Source organism: Streptomyces albofaciens JCM 4342 (genome assembly GCF_008634025.1).
In the GTDB taxonomy this organism is placed as follows: Bacteria; Actinomycetota; Actinomycetes; order Streptomycetales; family Streptomycetaceae; genus Streptomyces; species Streptomyces albofaciens.
The window spans coordinates 3,737,645-3,762,356 of sequence record NZ_PDCM01000002.1 but is presented as its reverse complement, the minus strand read 5'-3'; the positions used below and the strand labels follow the sequence as shown (position 1 = coordinate 3,762,356).

20 protein-coding genes are annotated in these 24,712 nt (G+C 74.5%); 9 read left to right on the top strand and 11 right to left on the bottom strand.

What is annotated here, in order from left to right:
* The first annotated feature begins 332 nt into the window (after positions 1-332).
* Both CP973_RS36310 and CP973_RS36305 read left to right on the top strand, forming a co-directional pair.
* Positions 333-527, top strand: coding sequence for a hypothetical protein (locus CP973_RS36310; RefSeq protein ID WP_150248429.1), 195 nt, complete (start codon positions 333-335; stop codon positions 525-527).
* 247 nt (positions 528-774) lie between these two features.
* Positions 775-2,076: a glycosyltransferase 87 family protein gene (locus tag CP973_RS36305; RefSeq protein WP_150248427.1), complete on the top strand. Its 1,302-nt coding sequence runs from the start codon at positions 775-777 to the stop codon at positions 2,074-2,076.
* Between the two features lie 56 nt (positions 2,077-2,132).
* Here the strand turns inward: CP973_RS36305 and CP973_RS36300 are convergent, their stop codons facing one another.
* Positions 2,133-3,776, bottom strand: coding sequence for a DNA repair helicase XPB (locus CP973_RS36300; RefSeq protein WP_150248425.1), 1,644 nt, complete (start codon positions 3,774-3,776; stop codon positions 2,133-2,135).
* 142 nt (positions 3,777-3,918) lie between these two features.
* Here CP973_RS36300 and CP973_RS36295 point away from each other — a divergent pair, with 142 nt between their 5' ends.
* Positions 3,919-4,497 (top strand): Uma2 family endonuclease, encoded by a 579-nt coding sequence (locus tag CP973_RS36295; RefSeq protein ID WP_150248423.1) that lies wholly within the window; start codon positions 3,919-3,921, stop codon positions 4,495-4,497.
* 69 nt (positions 4,498-4,566) lie between these two features.
* Positions 4,567-5,196, top strand: a complete 630-nt coding sequence (locus CP973_RS36290; protein ID WP_150248420.1) for a TetR/AcrR family transcriptional regulator — start codon at positions 4,567-4,569, stop codon at positions 5,194-5,196.
* A gap of 15 nt (positions 5,197-5,211) precedes the next feature.
* On the opposite strand, the gene CP973_RS36285 is transcribed toward CP973_RS36290, so the two are convergent.
* Entirely contained in the window at positions 5,212-8,007 is a 2,796-nt protein-coding gene (locus CP973_RS36285) for a helicase C-terminal domain-containing protein (RefSeq protein ID WP_150248418.1), read from the bottom strand.
* A gap of 232 nt (positions 8,008-8,239) precedes the next feature.
* Between CP973_RS36285 and CP973_RS36280 the strand changes: the two genes are divergently transcribed.
* Positions 8,240-9,472, top strand: a complete 1,233-nt coding sequence (locus tag CP973_RS36280) for a hypothetical protein (RefSeq protein WP_150248416.1) — start codon at positions 8,240-8,242, stop codon at positions 9,470-9,472.
* Positions 9,473-9,641: 169 nt separating this feature from the next.
* On the opposite strand, the gene CP973_RS36275 is transcribed toward CP973_RS36280, so the two are convergent.
* The 4 genes from CP973_RS36275 to CP973_RS36255 form a co-directional block, all read right to left on the bottom strand.
* Positions 9,642-10,742 (bottom strand): ABC transporter substrate-binding protein, encoded by a 1,101-nt coding sequence (locus CP973_RS36275; protein WP_150248414.1) that lies wholly within the window; start codon positions 10,740-10,742, stop codon positions 9,642-9,644.
* Between the two features lie 60 nt (positions 10,743-10,802).
* Positions 10,803-11,603, bottom strand: a complete 801-nt coding sequence (locus CP973_RS36270) for an ABC transporter ATP-binding protein (RefSeq protein WP_150250767.1) — start codon at positions 11,601-11,603, stop codon at positions 10,803-10,805.
* Between the two features lie 125 nt (positions 11,604-11,728).
* Entirely contained in the window at positions 11,729-12,817 is a 1,089-nt protein-coding gene (locus CP973_RS36260) for a FecCD family ABC transporter permease (protein ID WP_208853367.1), read from the bottom strand.
* Between the two features lie 94 nt (positions 12,818-12,911).
* Positions 12,912-13,940 carry a FecCD family ABC transporter permease gene (locus CP973_RS36255; protein ID WP_150248411.1) on the bottom strand — a complete coding sequence of 343 codons (1,029 nt, stop codon included), beginning with the start codon at positions 13,938-13,940 and terminating at the stop codon, positions 12,912-12,914.
* A gap of 89 nt (positions 13,941-14,029) precedes the next feature.
* On the opposite strand from CP973_RS36255, the gene CP973_RS36250 reads away from it, so the two are divergent.
* Positions 14,030-14,704, top strand: a complete 675-nt coding sequence (locus CP973_RS36250; protein ID WP_425282056.1) for an HAD family hydrolase — start codon at positions 14,030-14,032, stop codon at positions 14,702-14,704.
* A 5-nt stretch (positions 14,705-14,709) separates the two neighbouring features.
* On the opposite strand, the gene CP973_RS36245 is transcribed toward CP973_RS36250, so the two are convergent.
* Positions 14,710-14,949, bottom strand: a complete 240-nt coding sequence (locus CP973_RS36245) for a hypothetical protein (RefSeq protein ID WP_030185749.1) — start codon at positions 14,947-14,949, stop codon at positions 14,710-14,712.
* Positions 14,950-15,153: 204 nt separating this feature from the next.
* Between CP973_RS36245 and CP973_RS41530 the strand changes: the two genes are divergently transcribed.
* Positions 15,154-15,537 carry a cold-shock protein gene (locus CP973_RS41530; RefSeq protein WP_030604011.1) on the top strand — a complete coding sequence of 128 codons (384 nt, stop codon included), beginning with the start codon at positions 15,154-15,156 and terminating at the stop codon, positions 15,535-15,537.
* A 10-nt stretch (positions 15,538-15,547) separates the two neighbouring features.
* On the opposite strand, the gene CP973_RS36235 is transcribed toward CP973_RS41530, so the two are convergent.
* From CP973_RS36235 to CP973_RS36220, 4 genes are read right to left on the bottom strand one after another with little or no spacing between them, the layout of a single operon-like run.
* On the bottom strand, positions 15,548-16,399 hold the full coding sequence (locus CP973_RS36235; RefSeq protein WP_150248407.1) for a 1,4-dihydroxy-6-naphtoate synthase: 852 nt from the start codon (positions 16,397-16,399) through the stop codon (positions 15,548-15,550).
* Positions 16,396-17,145, bottom strand: a complete 750-nt coding sequence (locus tag CP973_RS36230) for a futalosine hydrolase (RefSeq protein ID WP_150250764.1) — start codon at positions 17,143-17,145, stop codon at positions 16,396-16,398. Before CP973_RS36230 ends, CP973_RS36235 begins: the two co-directional genes overlap by 4 nt.
* 45 nt (positions 17,146-17,190) lie before the next feature.
* Positions 17,191-17,703 carry an RING finger protein gene (locus tag CP973_RS36225; RefSeq protein WP_150248406.1) on the bottom strand — a complete coding sequence of 171 codons (513 nt, stop codon included), beginning with the start codon at positions 17,701-17,703 and terminating at the stop codon, positions 17,191-17,193.
* A gap of 26 nt (positions 17,704-17,729) precedes the next feature.
* Entirely contained in the window at positions 17,730-19,157 is a 1,428-nt protein-coding gene (locus CP973_RS36220) for an MFS transporter (RefSeq protein WP_425282055.1), read from the bottom strand.
* Positions 19,158-19,663: 506 nt separating this feature from the next.
* On the opposite strand from CP973_RS36220, the gene CP973_RS36215 reads away from it, so the two are divergent.
* Both CP973_RS36215 and CP973_RS36205 read left to right on the top strand, forming a co-directional pair.
* Positions 19,664-20,626 carry a DUF3027 domain-containing protein gene (locus CP973_RS36215; protein WP_150248402.1) on the top strand — a complete coding sequence of 321 codons (963 nt, stop codon included), beginning with the start codon at positions 19,664-19,666 and terminating at the stop codon, positions 20,624-20,626.
* A gap of 656 nt (positions 20,627-21,282) precedes the next feature.
* On the top strand, positions 21,283-24,594 hold the full coding sequence (locus tag CP973_RS36205; protein WP_150248400.1) for a sacsin N-terminal ATP-binding-like domain-containing protein: 3,312 nt from the start codon (positions 21,283-21,285) through the stop codon (positions 24,592-24,594).
* Positions 24,595-24,712: the final 118 nt, after the last annotated feature.

The following is a 24,712-nucleotide window of genomic DNA, read 5'->3' as shown; positions in this document are numbered from 1 at the left end:
ACGTACGGGCCTGACGGCGGACGTAGCCCTGGGCGTGACGTATGCGGCTGCGTGACACAGGAAGCCGGCCGGTTTCCGTGCGGCCGGTGGCACTCCGCTGCGGGAGGCGGGAAGACCGGCGATTGTATCCAGCAGGTTTCAGGGGCGCCAACGAATTTCGAGCGGGGGAGGGCGCCCCGCGGGAGCCCTCCCCGGCCCGACCCTGATCCTTCGGCCCGGCGGCCTCCATCTCCCGTAGGGGACGGTATGGGACCACGGACTGACCAAAGCCGGGGCAGGGATGGGCCCGTGGGCCGATGTGCCGTGCCGCCGGGAAAACCATGATGGAGGACATGAGCAGCGCAACCATCACCCCAGGCACCCTGCACCCGACCCACGGCGCCACCGCCCTCGGCCCGGACGCCGCCGACCGCGCGCCCCGCTCCCACGACCAGCGCCACATAGTTGGCAACGTCTTCCGCGCGGTGAAGGTCTTCGCCGCCGCCGCGGTCAGCGTCGTCCTCCTCGGGGAGTACGCGGAGGACTGACCCGCCCCCACTGGCCCGCTCCCACTGGCCCGCCTCCTACTGACCCGCCTCCCGCAGTCCCGACCACCATTCCGCGTCCCGGCCCTCGATCGACCCTGTTCAGCAACCGGATGACCGGAAACCGTTACAAACAGTCGGTCTCGATCGACTAGCGTCGCCGCAGACAGCGTGCGTTCGGCGACGAGGAGGGGCCAAACAAGTGTCTGCCGCCGAGGGGACGCGACCGGTACCACAGAGACGGCCGTGGGTGCGTCACATCACGCGCCCCGACAGGAAGACGATCACCGCCGTACTGCTGCTGGTGGTGTCGTCCGCGGGCGCGCTGGCCGCCGTGTTCCGGCTGGTCTCGCTGTCCATGTCGGACATAGCGGTCTACCGGGCCGAAGGCGAGGCCGCGGCGAGCGGCGGCGACCTGTACGGCTTCACCGTCACCGAGTGGAAGCTGCCCGCCACCTACCCGCCCTTCGCCGCCCTGCTGTTCATCCCGACGACCTGGCTCCCGCTCGGCGCTCTCAAGGTCGTCTCCGTCCTCGTCAACGTGGCCCTCATCCCGGTGCTGCTGCACCTGTCGTACAAGGCCGCGTACACCCCCGGCACCGCTGACCGCGGCGGCACGGCCCGGCTGAGCGCCGCGCGCACACTGCCCGTCGTCCTCGCCGGGACCGCGCTAGCCATCTGGCTCGAACCGGTCTTCCAGACCATCGCGTTCGGGCAGATCAACCTCGCCCTCACCTGCCTCGTCCTGTGGGACCTGGCCCGCCCGGACGGCGCCCGCCTCAAGGGCTTCGCCATCGGCGTCGCGACCGGCGTCAAGCTCACCCCCGCGGTCTTCGCCGTCTACCTGCTGATCACCGGCCGGGTGCGCGCCGCCTGCACCGCCCTGGCCGGGTTCGCGGTCTCCGCCCTGCTCGGGCTGCTGGTGCTGCCGGCCGCGAGCGTGGAGTTCTGGACGCGACGGATGTTCGAGACCGGCCGGGTCGGCAAGGCGTGGATCGTCGACAACCAGTCCCTCCAGGGCCTGCTGACCCGGGTCCTGCACACTCCGGAGCCGGGCCTGCTGTGGGCGGCCCTGGCGCTGGCGGCCGGCATGGCCGGGCTTTTCGTCGCCCGCCGGGTGTACCTGCGGCGCGGCCTGGACTCCTGGGGCGTGCTGTGCACCGCCGTGACGGCGCTGCTCGTCTCGCCGATCAGCTGGTCCCACCACTGGGTGTGGTGCGTGCCGCTGCTGGTCGTCCTCGGGGCGCACACCCACGGCGTACGGTGGCGCCGCGTCCTGGTCGCGGCGGTGGCGGTCGCCTTCACGGCCCGCACGATGTGGGTGGTGCCGCACCAGGGCGACCTCGACCTGGAGCTGCCCTGGTGGCAGCAGCCGCTCGCGGCCCCCTACCCGCTCCTGGGGCTGGCGCTGCTGGCGGCGGTCGCCTGGTGGATACGCCGTACCCCGGCCGGACCGCCCACCACCCTGGCCCGCCGCCCCTTCCCGCTGCCGCGCAGGCCGCGCGCCGTGGGTCCGGCCCGCGAACTGAGCACCCGCATCCCCGAACGCTGACGACCACCGACCCGCAACCACCCGACCAGGGCCGGCCGGTCACGGGCCTTCCTCCCTCACCCCTCCGCCAACAACTCCGTGGCGTCCACGATCCGGTACGCGTACCCCTGCTCCGCCAGGAACCGCTGCCGGTGCGCCGCGAAGTCCTGGTCGACGGTGTCCCGGGCGACGACCGAGTAGAACCGCGCCTCGTGCCCGTCCGCCTTCGGCCGCAGCACCCGCCCCAGCCGCTGCGCCTCCTCCTGCCGGGACCCGAACGTGCCCGACACCTGGATCGCGACCGTCGCCTCCGGCAGGTCGATCGAGAAGTTCGCGACCTTGGAGACGACCAGCACGGAGATCTCGCCCTCCCGGAACGCGTCGAAGAGCTTCTCGCGCTGCGCGTTGGTCGTCTCCCCCTTGATCACCGGGGCGTCCAGGTGCTCGCCCAGCTCGTCGAGCTGGTCGATGTACTGCCCGATGACGAGGGTCTGCTCGCCCTCGTGCCGCCGCACCAGCGCCTCGGTCACGCTCTGCTTGCTGGCCGTCGTCGCGCAGTACCGGTACTTCTCCTCGGCCTCGGCCGTCGCGTACGCCAGCCGCTCCGAGTCCGTCAGGTTGACCCGCACCTCGACACAGTCCGCCGGCGCGATGTACCCCTGCGCCTCGATCTCCTTCCACGGCGCGTCGAAGCGCTTCGGCCCGATCAGCGAGAAGACGTCCGACTCGCGCCCGTCCTCCCGTACGAGGGTCGCGGTCAGCCCCAGCCGCCGCCGCGCCTGGAGATCGGCCGTGAACTTGAAGACCGGCGCGGGCAGCAGGTGCACCTCGTCATAGACGATCAGCCCCCAGTCCCGCGAATCGAACAGCTCCAGGTGCGGGTAGACGCCTTTCCGCTTGGTCGTCAGCACCTGGTACGTCGCGATGGTGACCGGCCGGATCTCCTTCTTCGTACCGCTGTACTCGCCGACCTCGTCCTCGGTCAGCGAGGTCCGCTTGACCAGCTCGTGCTTCCACTGCCGCGCCGAGACGGTGTTGGTCACCAGGATCAGCGTGGTCGCCTTGGCCCGCGCCATCGCCCCGGCCCCCACCAGCGTCTTCCCCGCACCACAGGGCAGTACGACCACACCCGACCCGCCGTGCCAGAACCCCTCCACGGCCTGCTCCTGATACGGCCGCAGGGCCCATCCGTCCTCGTCCAGCTCGATCGGATGCGCCTCACCGTCCACATACCCGGCCAGGTCCTCCGCCGGCCAGCCCAGCTTCAGCAGCGTCTGCTTGATCTGCCCGCGCTCGGACGGATGCACCACCACCGTGTCCGGATCCAGCCGCGCCCCCACCAGCGGCTGCACCTTCTTCGACCGCAGGACCTCCTCCAGCACCGGCCGGTCGGTGGTGGTCAGCACCAGCCCGTGCGCCGGGTGCTTGGACAGCGTCAGCCGCCCGTACCGCGACATCGTCTCGGCGATGTCCACCAGCAGCGCGTGCGGCACCGGGTACCGCGAGAACTGCACCAGCGCGTCCACGACCTGCTCGGCGTCGTGCCCCGCGGCCCGCGCGTTCCACAGCCCGAGCGGCGTCACCCGGTACGTGTGCATGTGCTCGGGCGCCCGCTCCAGCTCCGCGAACGGCGCGATGGCCCGCCGGCACGCCTCCGCCTGCTCGTGGTCGACTTCCAGCAGCAGCGTCTTGTCGCTCTGGACGATGAGAGGTCCGTTCACGCGCGGCCCTTCCGTACGGTCCGACTTGGGCAAGCCTCCAGTGTCGCGCACTCGGGCGAGTGACCGGGAACGAAGCGAACGGCGCGATGTCGGTGGCGGGCGCCACACTGATGGTGATGGTTCCGGCTGAGGGGGTGAGTTGATGAGCGTGGCGCATGAAGATCACTACGGCCCATGGACGGTGGAGGAGGTCCTGGCTCTGGGGGAGGACCGGGGACAGCGTCGCGAACTGGTGGGGGAAGCGCTCCTGCTGTCGCCGGCACCGGGAACCAAGCATCAGCGGGCGTCGTTCCGCCTGGCTTCTTTGCTGGATGCTGCCATCGCTTCAGTGGGAGCTCCGGCCGAGGTGCTGGGGGCGGTCAACGTGATTCTGCCTGACGGCCTCTTCATCCCGGACATCGCTGTGGTGGACGCCGCCGCTGCCGATCAGGACCCGGTCAATTTCGACGCCGAGGCCGTGCTGCTCGTGGCCGAGATCGTCTCGCCGTCGTCGTCCGGCCGCCGCACCGACCGGCTGCTCAAGCCGCCGTACTACGCGGAAGCCGGTATCGAGCATCTGTGGCGGCTCGAACTGGAGCCGACGCCGGCCCTGGTCGTCTGCGAGCTGGAGAACGGCCGCTATGTGGAGCGGGCCGTGGCGGAGGCCGGGCGCACGACTCTGATCGAGAAGCCGTTCCCGGTCGAGGTCGATCCGGGAGCCCTGGTGCGTCGGCGCCGCTGACGGCGTGGCGGGCCGGGGCGGTTCTCCTCGTACGATGGCCCCTGCCCGTTCCAGTAAGAGGGGACCCCCGTGAGCGACGACACGACCCGGGAAGCCGGTGCGGACGCGGTCGGAGGGCAGGGCTCCAAGCGCGTGCGTGCCGATGTGCGGCGGAATCTCGACGCGCTGCTCAGCGCGGCCGCGGAAATCTTCGCCACCTCGGGGGTGGACGCGCCCGTGCGGCAGATCACCGCGCGGGCGGGGGTGGGGGCCGGGACGCTCTACCGGCACTTTCCGCAGCGGTCGGATCTCATCGCGGCGGTCTTCCGGCACGAGGTGGACGCCTGTGCCGATGCCGCGGAGTCGCTCGCGGCGCAGTACGGGCCGGCCGAAGCGCTCTCCCAGTGGCTTCAGCGGTTCACGGCCTTCATCGCCGCCAAGCGCGGGCTCAGCGCCGCCCTGCACTCCGGGGACCCGGCCTACGACACCTTGCCCGCGTACTTCGACCAGCGCTTCATGCCGGTCCTCGGCGGGCTCATCGACGCCGCGGTGCGCGCCGGGGAGATCCGCCCCGGCATCGATCCCGAGGACCTGCTGACCGCCACGCGCAATCTGACCCTGCCCGCCCAGGAGGACGAGGGCGGCCATACGCGGCGGATGGTGGCGCTGCTGGTGGACGGTCTGCGGTACGGCGCCGGGGGCGGTACGGGAGCCGGGTGACCGGGTCCGGCCCGCTCAGGACGCCGTTTCGTCCGCCAGTTCCGCGACGCCGGTGATGCGGTGGAGGGGGAATGTGCGGACCTCGTCGGCGGTGTGGTCGTAGGCGGTGACGAAGCCGCCCTCGACGCGGACCGGGGCGATCACGCGCTGGCTGGCGGCGCCGTCGGCGTTGACGTAGCCGATCCACAGGGTGGCGTTGGTCAGGACGGCGGCCTGCATGGTGGCCAGGGTCTCGGCCGAGGTGGTGCGGGGGAGGCCGCCGGGGGCCGGGGCCGCGGGAGCGCGTACCGGCTTGCGTTCGGCGGTGGCGGCCAGGTCGCCGGCGCGGATGGCGCGGACCGCCGCTTCGAGGAGGGTGCCGGCGGGCTCGGGCGGGCCGTCGGGGACCGGGGCGGGCGCGGTGCGCGGCGGGGTGCGGTAGGCGTCCGGGCGGGCGATGAGGACGTCGCCCTCGGCGGATTCGGCGGCCGGGGCGTAGCCCATCGCGCGCAGCACCTCCAGGAGCTGGTCGGGCGGGGCGGCCGAGGCCAGTACGGTCGGGGCGAGCCGGCGCAGGCGCAGGGCGACGGCGCGGCGGTCGGCGAGGATCTCCGCGAGCAGCGCGTCGTCGTCGCAGCGTACGTACGCCGAGGCCGCGCCGACGCGGAGCCGGCCGTGGCGCCGCGCCACGTCGTCGATGAGGTAGGCGAGCGGCTGCGGCACCGGGGTGCGGGAGTGGGTGGCGAGGAAGCTTTGCAGTTCGGCCGCGGACCGGCCGGCGTCCAGGGCCCGGCGTACGGAGGCGGGGGTGAAGCGGTAGACCGTGGCGCCGCCCTTGGACTCGACGTCGGCGAGGATGCCGAGCGCGTCGGCCAGGGGGCGCTCCAGCGGGCCGGGGGCGACGGCGGTCAGGTCGGCCTGGAGGAGGACGTGGTCGAGGGGTTCGGGGAGGAGGGGGGCGAGGAGGGCGGCGGCCCGGGCGGCTCGTTCGGACCGTGCGGCCGCGGGGTCGGAGGCGGGGGCGGGGGCGTCCGCGGGCTTGGTGGCTGGGGACTTGGTGTCCGTGGACTTGGTGTGCGTGGGCTTGGTATCCGCGGGCTCCGTGCCCAGGAGCGCGCGGGCGTGGGTGGCCAGGGCGCCGCGGCCGGTGATGCCGAGGAGTTCGGCCTCGGCGAGGGTCCAGCGGGCGAGGCGGGAGCGCAGGTCGTCGGTGGCACTGGAAGCGCCCGCGGTGCCCGCCGTGCCCGCCGCGCCGGTGTTGCGGGCGGCGTTGGTGTCGGAGGGGGAGGCGCCGGCGGCGGCCGGACGGCGGGCAGCTGTTTGCGGGCCGCTGGTCTGCGCGCCGCCCGGCTCACCGGCTGAGGCGCCCGCCCCGCGCAGCGGCCGCTCCCAGCGCAGCCGGTCCAGGACGGCGTCGGCCGGTACGGAGGTGCCGGGCGCCAGGGACGCGAGCAGCGTGAGCGCCCGGTGGCGCACCTCGGGAGCCGGGGAGCGGTCGAGGTTCGGGCCGAGCGCGGACAGGGTGCGGCCCTTGGGATCGGCGGTGCCGACCAGCCCGGCCGTACGGGTCGCCGCGAGCCAGGCCGTGGCCAGCCGCGCCCAGCGTTCCTCGGCGGGCAGCTGCCGCCAGTCCTCGGCGGCGGGCGTGGGCGCGTACCGCTCGTCGGCCTCGCCGTCGGACGCCACCAGTCCGGCGGCATAGGCGAGTTCGAGCCAGAATGCGGCGACGTGCTCGGTGCAGTCCAGGGCGGCGGCGGTCCGCTTGAGGTCCCGTACGCTCAGCCCGCCCGCCCGCAGTACGCCCGGCCCGCCGAGGTCCCACTCCTTGAGCAGTTCATCGACGGTGGCCAGGGCGGTGAACGCCTGGCCCGCGGCGGCGCTGTCCACAAGCTGTGGATCGCGTTCGGTGGTGGGCGCGAGGGCCGGCGGCAACGGCTCGGGGACGCGGTGCGCGCGCCCCGCGCGCAGGTGCAGGGCGGCCTCGCGGGGGAGGACGACGTTGCGCGGCCCGGCGGGCAGCAGCACGCCCCGGTCGAGCAGCCATTGCAGGTGCGCGGCGGGCCGGTCGGTGACGGCGCCGTACGGCGGGCCCCAGACCAGCCGGGCCAGGACGCCGTGCGCCTCCTCAGGGGCTTCGGCGAGCAGCGCGGCCATCCGCTTACGGTCCTCGAACAGCGAGGTCAGAGCGGCGACGGCGGTCACCGGGTCGTGGGTCGCGGGCAGCCCGGCGGCGGCCAGGATGTCCTGGAGGCGGCCGGGCGACATGCCGGACGTGGCCTCGGCGACGGTCGGCCCGAGGCCGGTGGGGGAGGGGTGCGCGGGTCCGGGCGCGAGCAGTTCGCGGGCCGTACGGACCAGGCGCAGCCGGTCGTCACCGCCCCAGACCAGGGCCTGTTCGCGCAGGGTCGATACGGCGCGGGGGAGCTCGGCGGCGATGGCGGAGCGGGTGCCGGGGGGCAGGTGTGGTCCCTTGTCGGACGTGCCGGTGTCGGATGTGCTCGGGTCCGGCATGCCGGTGTCGGACGCGCCCGAGTCCGACGCGTCCGCCGTCGGGGCATCCGCCGGTACGTCCCCCGCCATCAGGCCGAGCAGCGTCTCGTACGGACAGGGGTCCGGCGCCACCGCCAGCGCCTCGGCGGTCTGCAGCGCGAAACGGTTCAGGCGCTCCACGGCCCGCACGACGGAGGCGCGGGTACCGGCACGGGTGGCGAGCTGGGTCAGGTCGCCGGGGACCGGGTTGAGGAGGTCGGGACGGGCCCGCAGCAGGTCGGCGAGCCCGCTGTCCGGGCGGGTGCGGAGCTCTTCGGCGAGCGTGCGGGGTGTTTCACTCATCCGCTACACGGTAGCGGGGGCCGCTGACGTTGTCGGGTGCAGCGCCGTGCGGACGGTGGGCGCACCGCCGTGCCGACGGCGAGTGCAGCGCCGTACCGCCGACAAGTGCGGTGCCGTGCCGACGGCCGCGCGGCGCCGTGCCGACGCCGACGGCGGCGTTGTGCCGCCTCCGCCGGAGGGGCGATCGGCGGTACCGTCTCCGGAGGAGCCGGGCTGTGCCACAGGGGATTTCGTGGGGATCGAGAGCGACCAGCTGGTCTTTGACTATCTGAGCCGGGTCGGTGATCTGGCCCAGCAGCGCGGGCTGTCCTCCGGAGCGCGGATGCGCCTGGTGGCCGAGCTGCGGGCCCAGGTGGACGCGGCGAAGCCGGACACGGTGCCGGGTGTCAGACGTGTGCTGTCCCGGCTCGGCACGCCCGAGGCGGTGGTGGAGGCGGCGGGCGGCAGCGGGCCACCGGCCTCGCCGGGACCGTCGGGTGCGGCGGAGCCACGGCCGCGCCCCGGCGCCGGCGATCAGGACACCATCTCCGCCAATGGTCCCGCCAAACCCACCTCCCGCCCCTCCCGTCCCGCCCTTCCCAACCTCTCCGCTCTGGGTGAGGGGTTGCGCGGACGCCTCGCCGGAAAGATCCCGTCCCCGCGCGACGGAGCCCCGCGCGACGGGGCCCCGCGCGAGGGCAAGCGCCGCTCCGGCCGCGCCCGGGAGCCGGAGCCGCCGCCCACCGCGTCCCCGCCGCACCTCGCGGGCTTCGACGAACTCGGTGACGGCAGCGCCGAACCCGACTGGTGGCGCGTGCAGGAGGACCCGTACGGGCCGTACGGACCCGGCGAGACGGTGCCCGGGTTCATCGGCGGCATCGAGATCCCCGAGATCCGGGAGCGCCCGCCGGGCGAGCGCGAGGAGGGCGGCCCGCTGTCCCTGGAGAAGGGCGAGCGGGGCGGGGACGACGACGCGGAGGGCGAGGACGGCGAGGACGGCGAGGAGGGCGGCGAGCACGGCGAGGAGGCGGCCGAGGCGCCGCGCGGCGTGCTGCCGCGCGTGCTCGCGCGGTGGCGGAGGTCCGGCACCGCTCCGGAGCCGTACGCCGAGGAGCCCGAAGCGGTGGAGTACGCGCCGGTCGCGCGGCCCCCGCTCAGCCCGGTCCTGCTGCTGGCCGTCCTCCTGCTGGTGGCGGGCGCGGTGACCGGAGTCTGGCTCGCGCTCGCCGGGGGATGGGTGCTCGCCTACACCTCCCGTCGGCTGCCCCGGGGCGAGGCGAAGTTCGCGGCGCTGGGAGTGCCGGGAGTGATCGTCGGCGGGCTGGTGGTGTGGCTGTGGGGCCGGGTCGACGGGCGGTGGGGCGAGCCCATCGCCGAGGGGCAGCTGGGGCACGAGCTGACCGGGGTGCTGCCGGTGGTGGTCCGTGTCGCGGCTGTCGCCTCGGCTCTGTTCCTGGTGTGGCGGATGCGGCGGCAGCCGCGCTGAGCCGTGGTGGGGCCCCGCCGACCTGTGCGTGGCCCCACCGGCCCGCCCGCGCCCCCACCGGCCCGTGCGTGGCCCCACCGGCCCGTCCGGCCCCCGCCCACTGCCCCGTCCGGACCCCGCCTCTCCCGCCCACCGCCCCGTCCAGCCCCCGCCCCCTCCACAACGCCGCCTACTCCTTCGCCAGCTTTTCCTGCACCTGGTCCAAGATCTTGCCCGCCGCCGTATAGCCGATCCCCTGGATCCACAGCTCGTCGTCGACGCGGAAGGCCCGGCCGTTCCTGACCGCCCGCATGTTCTTCCACAGCGCCCCGCCGGTGACCTGCTTCTCCTGGGATTTCTCCGGGCTGCCGTAGGCCGTGTAGAAGAGCGCGTCCGCGTCCGCCTCGTTCAGCTGTTCCGCGCTGACTTCGATCATCAGGCCGTCCCGCGCGTTCTGCACCACGCTGGTCGGGCCGGTGCCGATGTCGTTCAGGATCGTGCCGATGTAGCTGCGGCAGCCGTAGACGCGGGTGTCGGCGCCCTCGACGAAGCGGACGACGTTCGTCGTGGTCCGCTTCGCCGCCGCGGCCCCGCCGAGTGCCGCGGTGACCCGCCCGGCGTGCGCCTCGTACGCGGCGGCCGCCTGCCGTGCCTGCGGGATCCTGCCGAGCGCGTCGGCGTGGGTGGCGAAATTCTGCTTCCACGGGTAGCCGGTGGTCTCCGTCATGACCGTGGGCGCGATGGCCTTCAGCTGCTCGTACCGCTTGCCGTCGCGCACCGCGCTGGTCAGGATCAGGTCCGGCTTCAGTGCGGCGACCGCCTCCAGGTTCGGGGCGCCGATCTTTCCCACGTCCTTGATGCCGGCGACCTTCTCCTTGGGCAGGTAGCCGAGGAATCCGCCGGCCACGTCGGAGCGGGTGGCGCCGACCGGGGTGACCCCGAGCGTGATCGCGGAGTCCAGCTCCGCGGTGTCCAGGACGACCACCCGCCGCGGCCGGTTCGGCACCGTCACCTCGCCCCGCGCCGTACGCACCCGGTGCGTGCCCTTGCCCGGAACGGGCTTCGCCCAGGTCGTGGTCGGCTGCGCCGGGCAGTCGGCGGGCTTGGCCGAGGCGCCGGAACCCCCCGTTCCGGACGGGCCGCCGGAGCCGCCCGAGCCGCACGCGGCCAGCGTCAGGGAAGCGGCCAGGGCGCCGGTCACGGCGGTGGCCGCGGCGCGGGTGGCGCGGCGGCACCCGGCGCGGCGGCGCCCGGTCCACGGAACCGTACGGGGAACTGCGGAGAGCGGCATGACGGGCCCTTTCGGCAGGAATGGGCGTACGGGACGGCCGGGCCCTGTCGCCGACAGGTCCTAACCCGGCTCGGGAACGACCGTGGACCCTCCGCCCGGAGCCTGCCAAGGCCGCCCCGGGACCACCAGGGGCGAGCCCGTCACCGGATCCGGTACGACCACCGACTCCAGCCCGAACACCTCCCGCACCAGCCCGGCCGTGACGACCGCCGACGGGTGCCCCTGTGCGACGATCCGGCCCTGTTTCATCGCCACCAGGTGGTCGGCGTAGCGGGCGGCCTGGTTGAGGTCGTGCAGGACGGCGACGACGGTGCGCCCCCGGTCGTGGTTGAGCTGCCGTATCAGGTCCAGCACCTCGACCTGGTGCGCGATGTCCAGGTACGTCGTCGGCTCGTCCAGGAGCAGCAGGCCGGTCTCCTGGGCGAGCGCCATCGCGATCCACACGCGCTGCCGCTGCCCGCCGGACAGTTCGTCCACCGGCCGGTCCGCCAGCCGCGTCACGTCCGTACGGGCCATGGCCTCGGCGACGGCCCGCTCGTCCGCCTCGGACCACTGCCGCCACCAGCGCTGGTGCGGCTGGCGGCCGCGGGAGACCAGGTCGGCGACGGTGATCGCCTCGGGGGCCACCGGGGTCTGCGGCAGCAGCCCCACGGCCTGGGCGATCTTCTTGGTGGGGATGCGGGCCAGGTCCGTGCCGTCCAGCAGGACGGCGCCGCGGCGCGGTGCGAGCAGCCGGCCGAGCGCCCGCAGCAGCGTGGACTTGCCGCAGGCGTTGGGGCCGACGACGACCGTCACCGCGCCGTGCGGGATATCGAGGTCGAGCCCCTCGACGACCGTGCGGTCGTCGTAGGCCAGGGTCAGGTCCCGGGCCGCGAGCCGGCTGCCGGCCGGTGCCGCATCCCCGGCACCTCCCGTGCCTCCCGTGCCTCCCGTGCCTTCCGTGCCTTCCGTTCCTCGTGGGCCTCCCGCGCCCCCGGTGCCCTCGCTCACGCGCGTCCTCCCACGGCCCGGCTGCGGATGATCAGACGGATCAGGTACGGGGCGCCGACGGCCGCGGTCAGCACGCCCACCGGCAGCTCCGTCGGCGCCAGCAGCTTGCGGGCCAGCAGGTCCCCGACCACGACCACGGCCGCGCCCAGCAGCGCCGAGCACAGCAGCGGGAGCTGTGCCGTACGGGTCAGGCGGCGGGCGGTCTGCGGGGCGAGCAGCGCCACGAAGTCGACCGGCCCCGCCGCGCCGGTGGCCATCGACGCCAGCACCACGCCGAGCGCGACCAGGCCGAACCGGGTGCGGTTCAGCCGTACGCCGAGCGCGGTCGCCGTGGCGTCGTCCAGCGAGACGGTGCGCTGGGCGCGGGCCGCCCACAGGACGGCGGGCAGCAGGGCCGGCAGCGCCCAGCCCAGCGGCGCGGCCTCGGCCCAGCCGCGCCCGTTGAGCGAGCCGGTCAACCACACCTGCGCCTGCTGGGCGACGAGGTGGTCGCCCTTGGTCAGGAACAGGTGGGTGACCGAGCGCAGCGCGACGGCGAAGCCGATGCCGATCAGCACGAAGCGGGTGGCGTGCAGGCCGCCGCGCCAGGCGAAGACGTAGCCGAGGGCGGCGGCGAGCACGCCGCCCGCGACGGACAGGTACGGCAGGACGGTGTACGAGGTCACACCGAACGTCATCGAGCCCACCGTCAGCGCGCTCGCGCCCTGGGTGACGCCGATGACGTCCGGGCTGGCGAGCGGGTTGCGGGCGACGGTCTGGATCAGCGCGCCCGCGATCCCGAAGGCCGCGCCGACGAGCAGTCCGACCACCATGCGCGGCAGCCGCAGCGTCCCGACGACCAGTTCCGCCGGGGAGGGCTGCCCGAAGACGGCTTTCAGCGCCTCGCCGGGCGCCACGAAGGACTCGCCGACGCACAGGTACGCCAGGCAGCCGGCCGCGAGCAGCAGGGCGAGCACGGTGGCGACGGCCACCGCCCGCCGGTGCACGAGGAAGGAGACGCGCCCGGCGCGCGCGAGAGCGTACCCGGCGGGCCGCACGCCCGCCGGCCGTATCCCGTCCCCACGGCCGGTGACCGGCGCTGTCACGCCGGCACCGCCTTCCGCCCTGCCGCGGTCATGCCGGCACCCGCCTCCCGCCGTACCGCGGTCATGCCGGCACCCGCCTCCCGCCGTACCGCGATCACGCCGGCACCGCCTTCCGCCGTACCAGTGCCACCAGGAACGGCACCCCGAGCAGCGCCGTCAGCACCCCCGCCGGCACCTCGGACGGCGGGAACAGCACACGTCCCACGGTGTCCGAGACCAGCACCACGACCGGGCCGAGCAGCGCCGCCATCGGCAGCAGCCAGCGGTGGTCGCCGCCCACGGCCGCGCGGGCGAGGTGCGGTACGGCGAGCCCGACGAAGGCGATCGGCCCGGCCGCCGCGACGCCCGCGCCGGTCAGCACGGTCGCCCCGAGCCCGGCCACGACGCGTACGGCCGCGACGTTCTGCCCGAGCCCCTTGGCCACGTCCTCGCCGAGCGCCAGCGCGTCCAGACCGCGCGCGACGGCCAGCACCAGCACCGCGCCCGCCAGCAGGAACGGCCAGATCCGCGCGGCGACCTCGGTGTCCCGGCCGGTCAGCGAGCCGACCTGCCAGAACCGGAACTCGTCCAGCGCCGCCGCCTTCGTCGTCAGCACCGCCATGGTCACGGCGACGAGCAGCGCGTTGACAGCGGCCCCGGACAGCGCCAGCTTCACCGGTGTCGCGCCGCCGCGCCCCCTGGAGGCGATCGCGTACACGGACACCGCCGCCATCCCGGCGCCCGCGAAGGCGAACCACACATAGCCGCCGAGGGTGTGCACCCCGAGGAAGGACAGCGCGAGGACCACGCCCACCGAGGCGCCCTGGCTGATGCCGAGGACGCCCGGGTCGGCGATGGGGTTGCGGGTGACGCCCTGCATGGCGGTGCCCGCGAGGGCGAGCGCGGCGCCGACCATCAGGCCGATCAGCGTGCGCGGCAGCCGCAGGAAGCGCACCACCTGCGCGGCGTCACCGCCCCCGCCGTACAGCAGCGCGTCCAGCACCTCGGACGGAGCGAACGGGCGGCTGCCGACCGCGAGCGAGAACAGCACCGCCAGCAGCAGCACGAACACCGCCCCGGCGGTCCAGCCGGCGCGGCGTCTCGTCGGGGAGGCTCTGGGGCTGCTGGACCGGACGACTGGCATCGGCTCCGTTCCGCGGTGGCGTCGGCGCGGGCGGCGGGCAGGTCAGGAGGGGCAAGTGTACGGCTCGCCCGCCGCGGACATCAGCCACAATGGCCACCATGGCTTCGCACACCCCGGTTCCCGATCCCACGGTCGCCCGCGCCTCGAAGACGCTCACCGTCGGCTTCGACCTGGACATGACGCTGATCGACTCGCGCCCCGGCATCAAGGCGGCGTACGAGGCGCTGTCGGCCGAGACGGGGACGTACATCGACGCGGACGCGGCGATCACCCGGCTCGGGCCGCCGCTGGAGCAGGAGATCCGCCGGTGGTTCCCCGAGGAGCGGGTCGCGGAGATCAGCGATCTGTACCGGTCGCTGTACCCGACGCACGCGATCACCGGGACGCTCGCGATGCCGGGCGCCCGCGAGGCGGTGGCCGCCGTACAGCGCCACGGCGGGCGGGCGATCGTCGTCACCGCGAAGTACGAGCCCAACGCCAAGCTGCACCTGGCGCACCTGGACATCCCGGCGGACGCCGTCATCGGCTCGCTGTGGGCGGAGGCCAAGGCCGAGGCGCTGCGCGCGCACGGCGCTTCCGTCTACGTCGGCGACCACACCGGTGACGTACGCGGTGCGCACACCGCCGACGCGCTGTCCGTGGCGGTGGCCACCGGGCCGTGCGCCCCGGACGAGCTGCGCGCGGCCGGCGCCCAGGTCCTCCTCGACGACCTGACCGGCTTCCCGGCCTGGCTGGAGGGGTACGCGGCCGGGCGGAACCGTTGAGTCCGTTACGCCGCCGAGGAGCGCGCCTGCCGTCGCTGGGCCGCGACGGAACGCAGCACTCCGGCCGCGGCGACGACGAAGCCGACGCCCATCAGCATGCAGACCCAGTAGAAGACGGACGGCAGCGGATCGGCCCCGATGAACAGCGGGGTGACGGTGGCGAGTGTGGCCACCGCGCCAATCAGGAAAACAATCGCGCCGATCCGTACCAGCAGATCCCCGGCCTGGGGAGTTTCGTCAGACACACGACCAGGGTAAGTCCGGGCCAGAAGCGCGGTGGAACCACCCGGCGACGTCTTGTCACCGGGCACCGGACCATTAGCCTTGGGGGGTGGCGGGTCAGGTGGCCCGCTGCACTGCTATCCAGAGCTGTTTTCCCGCAGGAAACACCCTAAAAACCGTAACCAGACCCCAGTGGTTTTCCGACGAGTACGAGGACGAGGACAGACGTGCCTACCGGCAAGGTCAAGTGGTTCAACAGCGAGAAGGGCTTCGGCTTTCTCTCCCGCGACGACGGCGGTGACGTCTTCGTGCACTCGTCGGTGCTGCCCGACGGCGTGGACGCACTCAAGCCGGGCCAGCGCGTCGAGTTCGGCGTGGTGGCCGGGCAGCGCGGCGACCAGGCGCTTTCGGTGACGATCCTCGACCCGGCGCCGTCGGTGGCGGCGGCCCAGCGCCGCAAGCCGGACGAGCTGGCGTCGATCGTGCAGGACCTCACCACGCTCCTGGAGAACGTCGCCCAGCAGCTGGAGCGCGGCCGCTACCCCGACAAGGCACACGGCGGGAAGATCGCGGGCATGCTGCGCGCGGTCGCCGACCAGCTGGACGTGTGACGGCCGGCGGCTAGCCGAAGCTCAGCGCATCGCGGCCGAGGGGCGGTACGAGCCCCTCGGCCGCGGCGCGCGTGAGCAGGCCGCGGACCGCCGCGTAGCCGTCCTCGCCGAGGTCGGCGGTGAACTCGTTCACGTACAGGCCGATGTGCTGGTCGGCGACGGCCGGGTCCATCTCCTGCGCGTGCTCCAGTACGTACGCGCGCGACGCCTCGGTGTCGTCCCAGGCCATCCGCACCGACGTGCGGGCCGCCGCGGCCAGCTCGCGCAACCGCTCGGCGCCCAGCGACCGCTTGGCGATGATCGCGCCCAGCGGGATCGGCAGTCCGGTGGTGCGCTCCCAGTGCTCGCCCATGTCCGCGAGGCAGCTCAGCCCGTAGTTCCGGTACGTGAAGCGGGCCTCGTGGATGACCAGTCCGGCGTCCACCCGGCCGTCCCGTACCGCCGGCATGATCTCGTCGAACGGCAGCACCTTCACCTCGCCGACGCCGCCGGGCACCTCGTCGGCCGCCCACAGCCGGAACAGCAGGTACGCGGTCGACCGCTCGCTGGGCACCGCGACCGTCTTCCCGGCCAGGTCCCTGGCCTCGCCCGGCTCCTTGGTGAGCACCAGCGGGCCGCAGCCGCGCCCCAGCGCGCCGCCGCAGGGCAGCAGCGCGTACTCCTCCAGCACCCACGGCAGCACCGCGTACGACACCTTCAGGATGTCGCCCTCGCCGCGCTCGGCCATGCCGTTGGTGATGTCGATGTCGGCGAAGGTGACGTCCAGCGCGGGCGCGCCCGGGACCTTGCCGTGCGCCCACGCGTGGAAGACGAAGGTGTCGTTCGGGCACGGCGAGTAGGCGATCTTGAGCGGGTCGCTCATGGCGTCCTCCAGGAGGTCGGGGTCCCGGCCGCCGTCAGGACGCGGGGGAGCGCGGCGCAGGCGGCGGAGAGCGCGCCGAGCGCGTCCCCGATGCGCCACGCGGCGCGGTCGCGCGGGCCGACAGGGTTGGAGACCGTACGGATTTCGAGCACCGGCAGGCCCTGCGCGGCGGCGGCCTCGGCGACGCCGAAACCTTCCATCGCCTCGATGAGGGCGCGCGGATGGCGGGCGGCGAGCCGCGCGGCGTGCCCGGCGCTGCCGGTGACGGTCGAGGCGGTGAGCACCGCGCCGCACGCCGCGCCGGTGGCCGCGGCGAGGGCCCGCACCAGGTCCGGCGGCGGGGTGTGGACGACCGTGCCGAAGCCCAGCTCGGTCACCGGAACGAAGCCGTCCGGAGTCTCCGCGCCCAGGTCGGCCGCGACGATCTCGTCCGCGACGACGGTCGCGCCCACCGGGGCGGCGGGCGCGAAGCCGCCGCCGATGCCGGCCGAGATCACGAGGTGGTAGCCCGATCCGCCGCACACCGCGGCGGTCAGCGCGGCGGCGGTGCCGGCGGCAGCGGCGGCCGGGCCGACACCGGCGGCGAGCACGTCGAGGACCACGGCGGGCCGCTCACCGGCCCGTACCCGGTGCAGCGCGTAGCCGCCCACCGGCAGCGCGACGACCTCGGCGGCACCGTCCCCGGCCGCGCCCGTGACCACCGCGTCGCGCTCGGCCGGGACGGCGGTGACGGCCAGGACCCGTATCTCGGTCACCTCATCACCACCGGCCTCGCGCGGATGTCAGCGGGCTCAGGACTCGGCGCGCTTGAGCTTGACGTTCCACACGCCGGTGTACTTGCCGCCCTTGGAGGCGACGACGGACACCACGGTGGAGTCGGCCAGGCTGCGGGTCTGCTGGTTGACGAAGAGCTGGTCGGCGTTGGGCACGACCTGGTACGTCTGCTTGCTCATGTTGGTGATCGGGCTGCTGTTGGACAGCGCGATCCAGCCGTCCTCCGCCACGTCCGGCTCGACGCCGAGCCGCAGCTTCTCACCCGGGTGCAGGGTGATCATCTTCTTGGGGTCGGTGGTCAGGCACTTGGTGAACTCGGCCTGCGCCTTCTTGTCGGTGGAGGCCAGATCGCCGAGCACCTTGCCGTCGTCGTAGCAGGCCGCCTCGGCGGTCACGGTGTCCTTGCCGGCGGTCACCGTGGCGAGCGGGGTCGGCTTCTCACAGGCGGAAAGGGTGACGAGCCCCAGGGACACGGCACCGAGGGCGGCAGCGGCGCGGCGGCCTGTGCCCCAAGAAGAGAACGCGGTCATGCGGGCAGGCTATCGGTCGGTTCCGCTCACGCCACACGAGGGTGGGGCGCGCCGTGCCGCGCCGCACCCAGCAGGCCCCGTACGGCCAGCACCGCGCCCGTCGCCACCAGCGCCCCGGCCACCGCCAGACCCAGCGTCCCGCTCAGCGGCAGCGCGATCCCGACGGCGCCGCCGACCACCCAGGACAGCTGGAGCGCGGTCTCGGAGCGGGCGAACGCCGAGGTGCGCACCGGCTCCGGCACATCGCGCTGGATCACCGCGTCCAGCGACAGCTTCGCCAGCGCCTGGCACAGGCCCGCCGTCGCCGCCGCGGCCGTCACCACCACGATGGCCAGCACCGCGTAGAAGACCGCCGCGGTGACCGTGACGGCCAGCGCCAGCCCCAGCACCACCGCGATGATCAGCTCCGGGGCCCGGGACCGCAGCCACGCGCCGACCGCCGTCCCCAGCGCGTTGCCCGCCCCCGCCGCCACCGCCACCAGCCCCAGCGAGAGCTGCGGCCCGAGCCCGCCCAGCGGGTGCTCGCGCAGCAGGAACGCCAGGAAGAACGTCAGCAGCCCGGACAGCGACCGCAGCGCGCAGTTCCCCTGGAGCCCGTGCAGTACGGACGGGCCCACCGTCCGCAGCCCCGGCCGCCGGCCGCCGGCCGCCGCCTTCCCCGGCCGTTCGCCCGACGCCTTCCCGGCCCGCTCGCCTTCTTCCCCGGACGCCAGCCGCGCGCGCCCCTCGCCCTTCGCCGAGTCCACCTTGTGCGGCAGCGAGAACGACAGGAAGGTGCCCGCCACGAACACCGCGAACGCCCCGTACAGCGGCCAGCTCGTCCCCACCAGATGCAGCGCGCCGCCCACCGGCGCCGCGGCCCCGGTCGCCAGCAGCCCGGCGAGCGTCACCCGGGAATTGGCCTTCACCAAGGAGATGCGGGGCGGCAGCAGGCGCGGGACGACGGCGCTCCGCACCACCCCGTACGCCTTCGAGGACACCAATACGCCCAGTGCCGCCGGATACAGCTCCAGCCCGCCGCCCGCGACCGCGCCCGCCATGGTCAGCGCGAGCAGCGCGCGGGCCAGCATGGCCCCGGCCATCGCGGCCCGGCGGCCGTGCGGCACCCGGTCCAGCAGCGGCCCCACGACCGGTGCCAGCAGCGCGAACGGCGCCATCGTGACGGCGAGGTACAGCGCCACCCGGCCCCGCGCCTGGTCCGTCGGCACGGAGAAGAACACCGTCGAGGCCAGCGCGATCGTGATCATCATGTCGCCGGCCGAGTTCACCGCGTGCAGCTCGATCAGCTTGCCGAGGCCCGACTCGCCCGCCCCGTGCGCGTGGGTCGCCCGCCGTATGCCGCGCCCGGCCGCCGCGAACGGGCGGCGCAGCGCCCGGCCCGCCGCGCGGCACGCCCGGCCGCCGGCCCCGCCGGATCTCGTGGACGCCGTCGAGACCCGTGCCCCCTTAGGCACACGCGGCCCGGTGGAAATCCGCGAAGCCTTGGCGATCCGCGGGGCCCGGGAGGATTTCGCGGTCCCCGGCCTGGGGGCCCGCGACGCCCGTGGCATCCGCGGCAGCCCCGTCCTCCTAGACGCCCGTCCGGCAGCCACGCAGCCAATAGTGCCCCCAACTCGCCCGGGCCATGGCTCTTTCCACGGCCTGTTGCGCGGCGCCACACGGCTGGTGGCCGCTGCCGGTGACATTTGCCGCTCCCGCCGAGGGGCCGCACACGGTTGAAGGGGTAGCGTGTGTAGCGCGCCACCGGCGGTCGTTCTTGGCCGCGCGCCTTGCCGCGATCCCGCAGAATGGTTCGTAAGAGGTGCGCTCGACCGAGATGACCGGGCGCGGACGTCGACGCGGTCCCCAGGTCCGCTCCGCCCGCCCCGGCACGCCGGTCGTCCGGACAGGACAGGACAGCTCCGGCTGGCGCACTCGTGAGACGGCGTGGAAGAGAGAATCGATTCTTGTGAGTGCTGCGATGCGAAGCCGTACCCCTGACCGCCTGTGCGCCGAGGCGGTCGACCTTGCCCGCGCGGCGGCCGAGGAGGCCGCGGCGCCGGGAACGGTCGGCGAGCACGTCGACGCCGTCGCCGACGGGGACCGTGTCGTCACACACCTGTTCGAGTGCAAGGAGCCCGGCTACCGGGGCTGGCGCTGGGCCGTGACCGTCGCCCGCGCGTCCCGCGCCAAGCACGTCACCCTCGACGAGTCCGTCCTGCTCCCCGGCCCCGACGCGCTGCTCGCCCCCGAGTGGGTGCCGTGGAGCGAGCGGCTGCGTCCCGGGGACATGGGCCCCGGTGACCTGCTGCCCACCGAGGCGGAGGATCTCCGCCTTGAGCCTGGTTTCTCGGGTACGGATGCGGGTCGGCCCGCGACGGATGCGGGCTGGCCCGCGACGGATGAGGTTCGGCCCGCGACGGCACCGGACAGTACGCCCGTCGCGCCGGGGGTCGCCGAGCTGGCCGACGCCGAGGACGCGGACGTCGAGCCCGGTTCGCCCGCGGTCCAGCCCGACACGACCGCTCGCGGGAGCATCGCCGCCGTGGCCGACGAGCTGGGCATGGGGCGCCCCCGGGTTCTCTCCCGCTACGGCCTGCACATCGCGGCCGACCGCTGGGAAGAGGCCTACGGCCCCAAGACCGCCATGGCCCAGGCCGCCCCCGCCAACTGCGTCTCCTGCGGCTTCCTGGTCCCGCTGGCCGGCTCCCTCCGCCAGGCCTTCGGCATCTGCGCCAACGAGTTCGGGCCCGCGGACGGGCACGTCGTCTCCCTCGGCTACGGCTGCGGGGGTCACTCCGAGGCCGCCGTCATGCCGAAGCCCCCGCGTCCGGCTCCGCCGGTCATCGACGAGACCGTCGTCGATCCGATGCCGTTGCGGCCGGATCCGGCCGGAGGGTCTGTGGAGGCGGCGGGGCCGGGTGAGGAGTTCGGCCACAGCTAGCCGCTGATGTGGTGGGGTGGGGGGTACCGGGCCCGCGCTTCGCGCGGATACGCGTTTGCTTTGTTTGTGGGGCGGGGGTGCGCAGGGGGCCATCTCCTCGGCGCCTGGAGTGAACCAGGTGGTCATTCGTAACCGGGGCTACGGTCGTCCTGCGGGGAGTGTCCCCCTGCACACCCCCTCCCGCCGGTTTGGCGGGTGCGGGCCGGTGGGGGAGGAAAAAGATGACCTTGGTGCGCGCCCACCGTGTGGTGAGGCGCGCGGGGCGTAGGCGCAGGGCCCCGGGCGTCTCCACGTCGTGCGTAAGCCGTGCCGGGGGTCTGTGAAGACCCCAGCCACGGGGGTGGGAAAGCCGCGAACGGCGCGGGCTCGGGGACACGTAGGGGTCTCCCCGCAGGACGACCGAGACCCCGGTTACGAATGAACACAAGGATGACTCCCGGCGCCGAGGAGTGACCCCTGCGGGGCCCCGAGCCCCCACCCACCGAACCCTAGGCGCGAGACGCGCGCCCCCACCCACCGAACCGACCGCGCAGCACCCGCACCCCCACCGGGGCAAGGCAACGCCCCCGCCCCCAACCCCGCCCCCCAACCCCAACCCCAACCCCAACCCCAACCCCAACCCCGTCACGCAAGCGTGACCCCCCACCCGGTAGAAAATGACCCTGGCACCGACAACGGGAGACAACGTGAGCGAAGCGGCAGGGGCAGAGGCGGATCCGTTTGGGACGGCCCGGCTGCGTAGGGGGGTGCTCGATGCGTGGGCGGCCTCGCCGGCCCGGTTTCGGGAGGATGCGAACGCCGAGGAGGATCTCGCTCTCGGCGGCTACCGCGACCGTCTCGCCGTCGAGCTGGCGCAGAACGCCTCGGACGCCGCCGCCCGCGCCGGCGTCCCCGGACGGCTGCGCCTGACCCTGCACCCGGCCGAAGGCCAAGGTCCAGGCGTACTGGTCGCCTCCAACACCGGTACCCCCATCGATGCCACGGGCGTCGAGTCCCTGTCCACCCTGCGCGCCTCCGCCAAGCGCGAGACCGAGGCCGCAGTGGCCGTCGGCCGCTTCGGCGTCGGCTTCTCGGCGGTGCTCGCGGTCAGTGACGAGCCCGCGCTGATCGGCCGTACCGGCGGTGTCCGCTGGTCGCTGACGGAGGCCCGCGAGCTGGCGAGCCAGTTCGCCGCGCACAGCCCCGGCCTGGGTGGTGAACTGCGGCGCCGCGACGGCCACGTACCGCTGTTGCGGCTGCCTTTCCCGGCCGAGGGCAGTGCGCCGCAGGGCTACGACACGTCCGTCGTGCTGCCCTTGCGTGACGGCGCCGCGCACGAGCTGACGGTCCGCCTGCTGGCCGGTATCGACGCCGCGTTGCTGCTGACGCTGCCGGGGCTGGCCGAGGTCGTGATCGAGACCCCGGACGGCGTACGAGAGCTGAGGCGGCGCCAGGAGGGCGCGTACGTCGTCATCGAGGACAGCGAGCGCGGCACGTCCCGCTGGCGGGTCAGGAGCGAGAACGGCGCGCTGGACCCGGAGCTGCTGGCCGACCGCCCGGTGGAGGAGCGTCTGCGTCCGCACTGGGCGGTGACCTGGGCGGTTCCGGTGGACGAGGAAGGCGCTCCGGTGCGCCCGGAGACCGCGCCGGTCGTGCACGCGCCGACGCCCACCGACGAGCGGCACGGCCTGCCGGCGCTGCTGATCGCCTCGTTCCCGCTGGAGCCGACCCGGCGCCGCGTCGCGCCCGGTGCGCTCGCCGATCATCTCGTGCGGCGCGCCGCCGAGGCGTACGCGGCGCTGCTGGCCGCCTGGCAGCCGGTCTCGACGGGCACGATCGATCTCGTACCGGGCCCGCTGGGGCAGGGCGAGCTGGACAACGAGCTGCGGCGGCAGGTGCTGGAGCTGCTGCCGCGCGTACGGTTCCTGCCGAGCGCGGCCGCGCCCGCGAGCGGCATGGGGCTGCACCTCGACGCGTCGCCCGCCGCCGGTGGTCCGGACGAGCTGGCTCCCGGTGAGGGGGGCGGCTGGGGCGGCGCCCGCGGCGAGGAGGACGCGTACGTGCTGCGTCCGGTGGACGCGGAGCTGGTCGAGGGGGCGGGGGCCGACACGGTCCGCGTGCTGGCGGAGCTGTTCCCGAGCCTGCTGCCCGCCGGGCTGGAGCGGCGGCCCGAGCTGCGTGCGCTGGGGGTGGCGCGGGTGCCGCTGGGCGAGGTCATCGACCGGCTGGCCGGGGTGGACCGGACGCCCGCGTGGTGGTGGCGGCTGTACGACTCGCTGGCCGGTACGGATCCGGAGCGGCTGAGCGGCCTGCCCGTACCGCTCGCCGGTTCGGGGGCCGAGGACGGCCGGGCGGCGCGCACCACGATCGGCCCGCGTCAGGTTCTGCTGCCGCTGCCCGGCGGCGGTGCGGGTGACGACGCCGAGCGCCACCGCACCCTGGCCCGCCTGGGCCTGAAGGTGGCCCACCCGGACGCCGTGCACCCGCTGCTGGAGAAGCTGGGCGCCACTCCGGCGAATCCGCGCGCGGTGCTGACGACTCCGCAGGTCCGGGCGGCCGTGGCGGGTTCGCTGGACGCGGCGGAGGACGACTACGCCTTCGGTTTCGACGGCGAGCCGGGCGAACTCGGCGGGCTGGGCGGCGAGGAGCTGGCGGAGGCCGTGCTCGGCCTCGTGCGCGACGCGCACCTCGCGCCCGGCGACGAGCCCTGGCTGGCCGCGCTCGCCCTGCCCGACGAGGACGGCGAACCGGCCCCCGCGGGCGAACTGGTGCTGCCCGGCAGCGACTTCGAGAGTGTCATCCGGGAGGGCGAACTCGCTTGCGTGGAGGCGGAGTTCGCCGCGCGCTGGGGTGAGCAGCCGCTGACCGCCGTCGGCGTGCTGGCCGGCTTCGCTCTCGTACGGGCCCCCGACGTGGTGCTGGATCCGGACGAACTGGAGCCGCGCGACGGGGACTTCACCGAGCCGGACGACGTCGGTGTGCTGGATGCCGTGGACGTGTGGTGCGAGGACGTCCTCGACGGGCTGCCGGAGACGCCGGTGCCGCCGGTCGCGACGGAGATCGTGGCCGTACGGGACCTGGACCTGGTCGACGACGACGCGTGGCCGCGGGTGCTGGCGATGCTGTCGCGGCCGCCGCTGCGGGACGCGCTGACCGCGCCCGTACGGGTGTTGCTGCCGGACGGCACGACCGAACTGGTCCGCCCCTACACGGCGTGGTGGCTGCGCGGGCACCCGGTGCTGGACGGCCGCCGCCCGGCGGGGCTGCGGGCCGCGGGCGGTGACCCGCTGCTGGCGGGGCTGTACGAGTCGGCGGACGCGGGCGAGGTGGACGCCCAGGTGCTGCGCGCCCTCGGTGTGCGGACCTCCGTGGCCGCGCTGCTGGAGGAGCCGGGCGGCGCGGCCGAGCTGCTCGCCCGCCTCGCGGACCCCGCGCGCGAGGTGGGTCCGGCTCAACTGCACGCGCTGTACGGGGTGCTGGCGGAGCTGGACCCCGAGCAGGTGACGCTGCCGGATGAGCTGCGGGCCGTCGTCAACGGTGAGGTGCGGGTCGTGGACGCGGCCGAGGCGGTCGTCGCGGACGCGCCCGATCTGATGCCGCTGGCCGCCGGCCTGCCGCTGCTGCCGGTCCGCCCGGCACGCGCGGCGGAGCTGGCCGAGCTGTTCCAGGTAAGGCGGCTGAGCGAGGTCTTCCCGGCGCCCGTACGGTCGGAGGGCATCCGGCACGAGGTCCCGGAACCGGTCCGTACGCTGCTCGGCCCGGACACCCCGCGCTCGTACGTCGAGCACGAGGAACTGACCGTCGAGGACGGCACCGAACTCGACTGGCGCTGGACCCCCGACGGCACCCTCCACGCCGCCACCCTGGAGGGCGTCGCCGCCGGCCTCGCTTGGGCCGCCGGCCAGTGGCCCCGCCGCTTCGAAACCGCCGCCCTCCTGGAGGACCCGGACCGAGCGGAGGAACTGGCGGAGGCCCGCTGGTTCGACTAGCGACGCATGGTGCGGCTGGGTGGGAGGAGGGGGCTGGGGGACCGGCGCCTGATGTGCCGCCCGGCCGCGCCGTTGCGGCGGCTCGCCGTCGTGGCGGGGCGGTGGGGCCGTCGTGAAC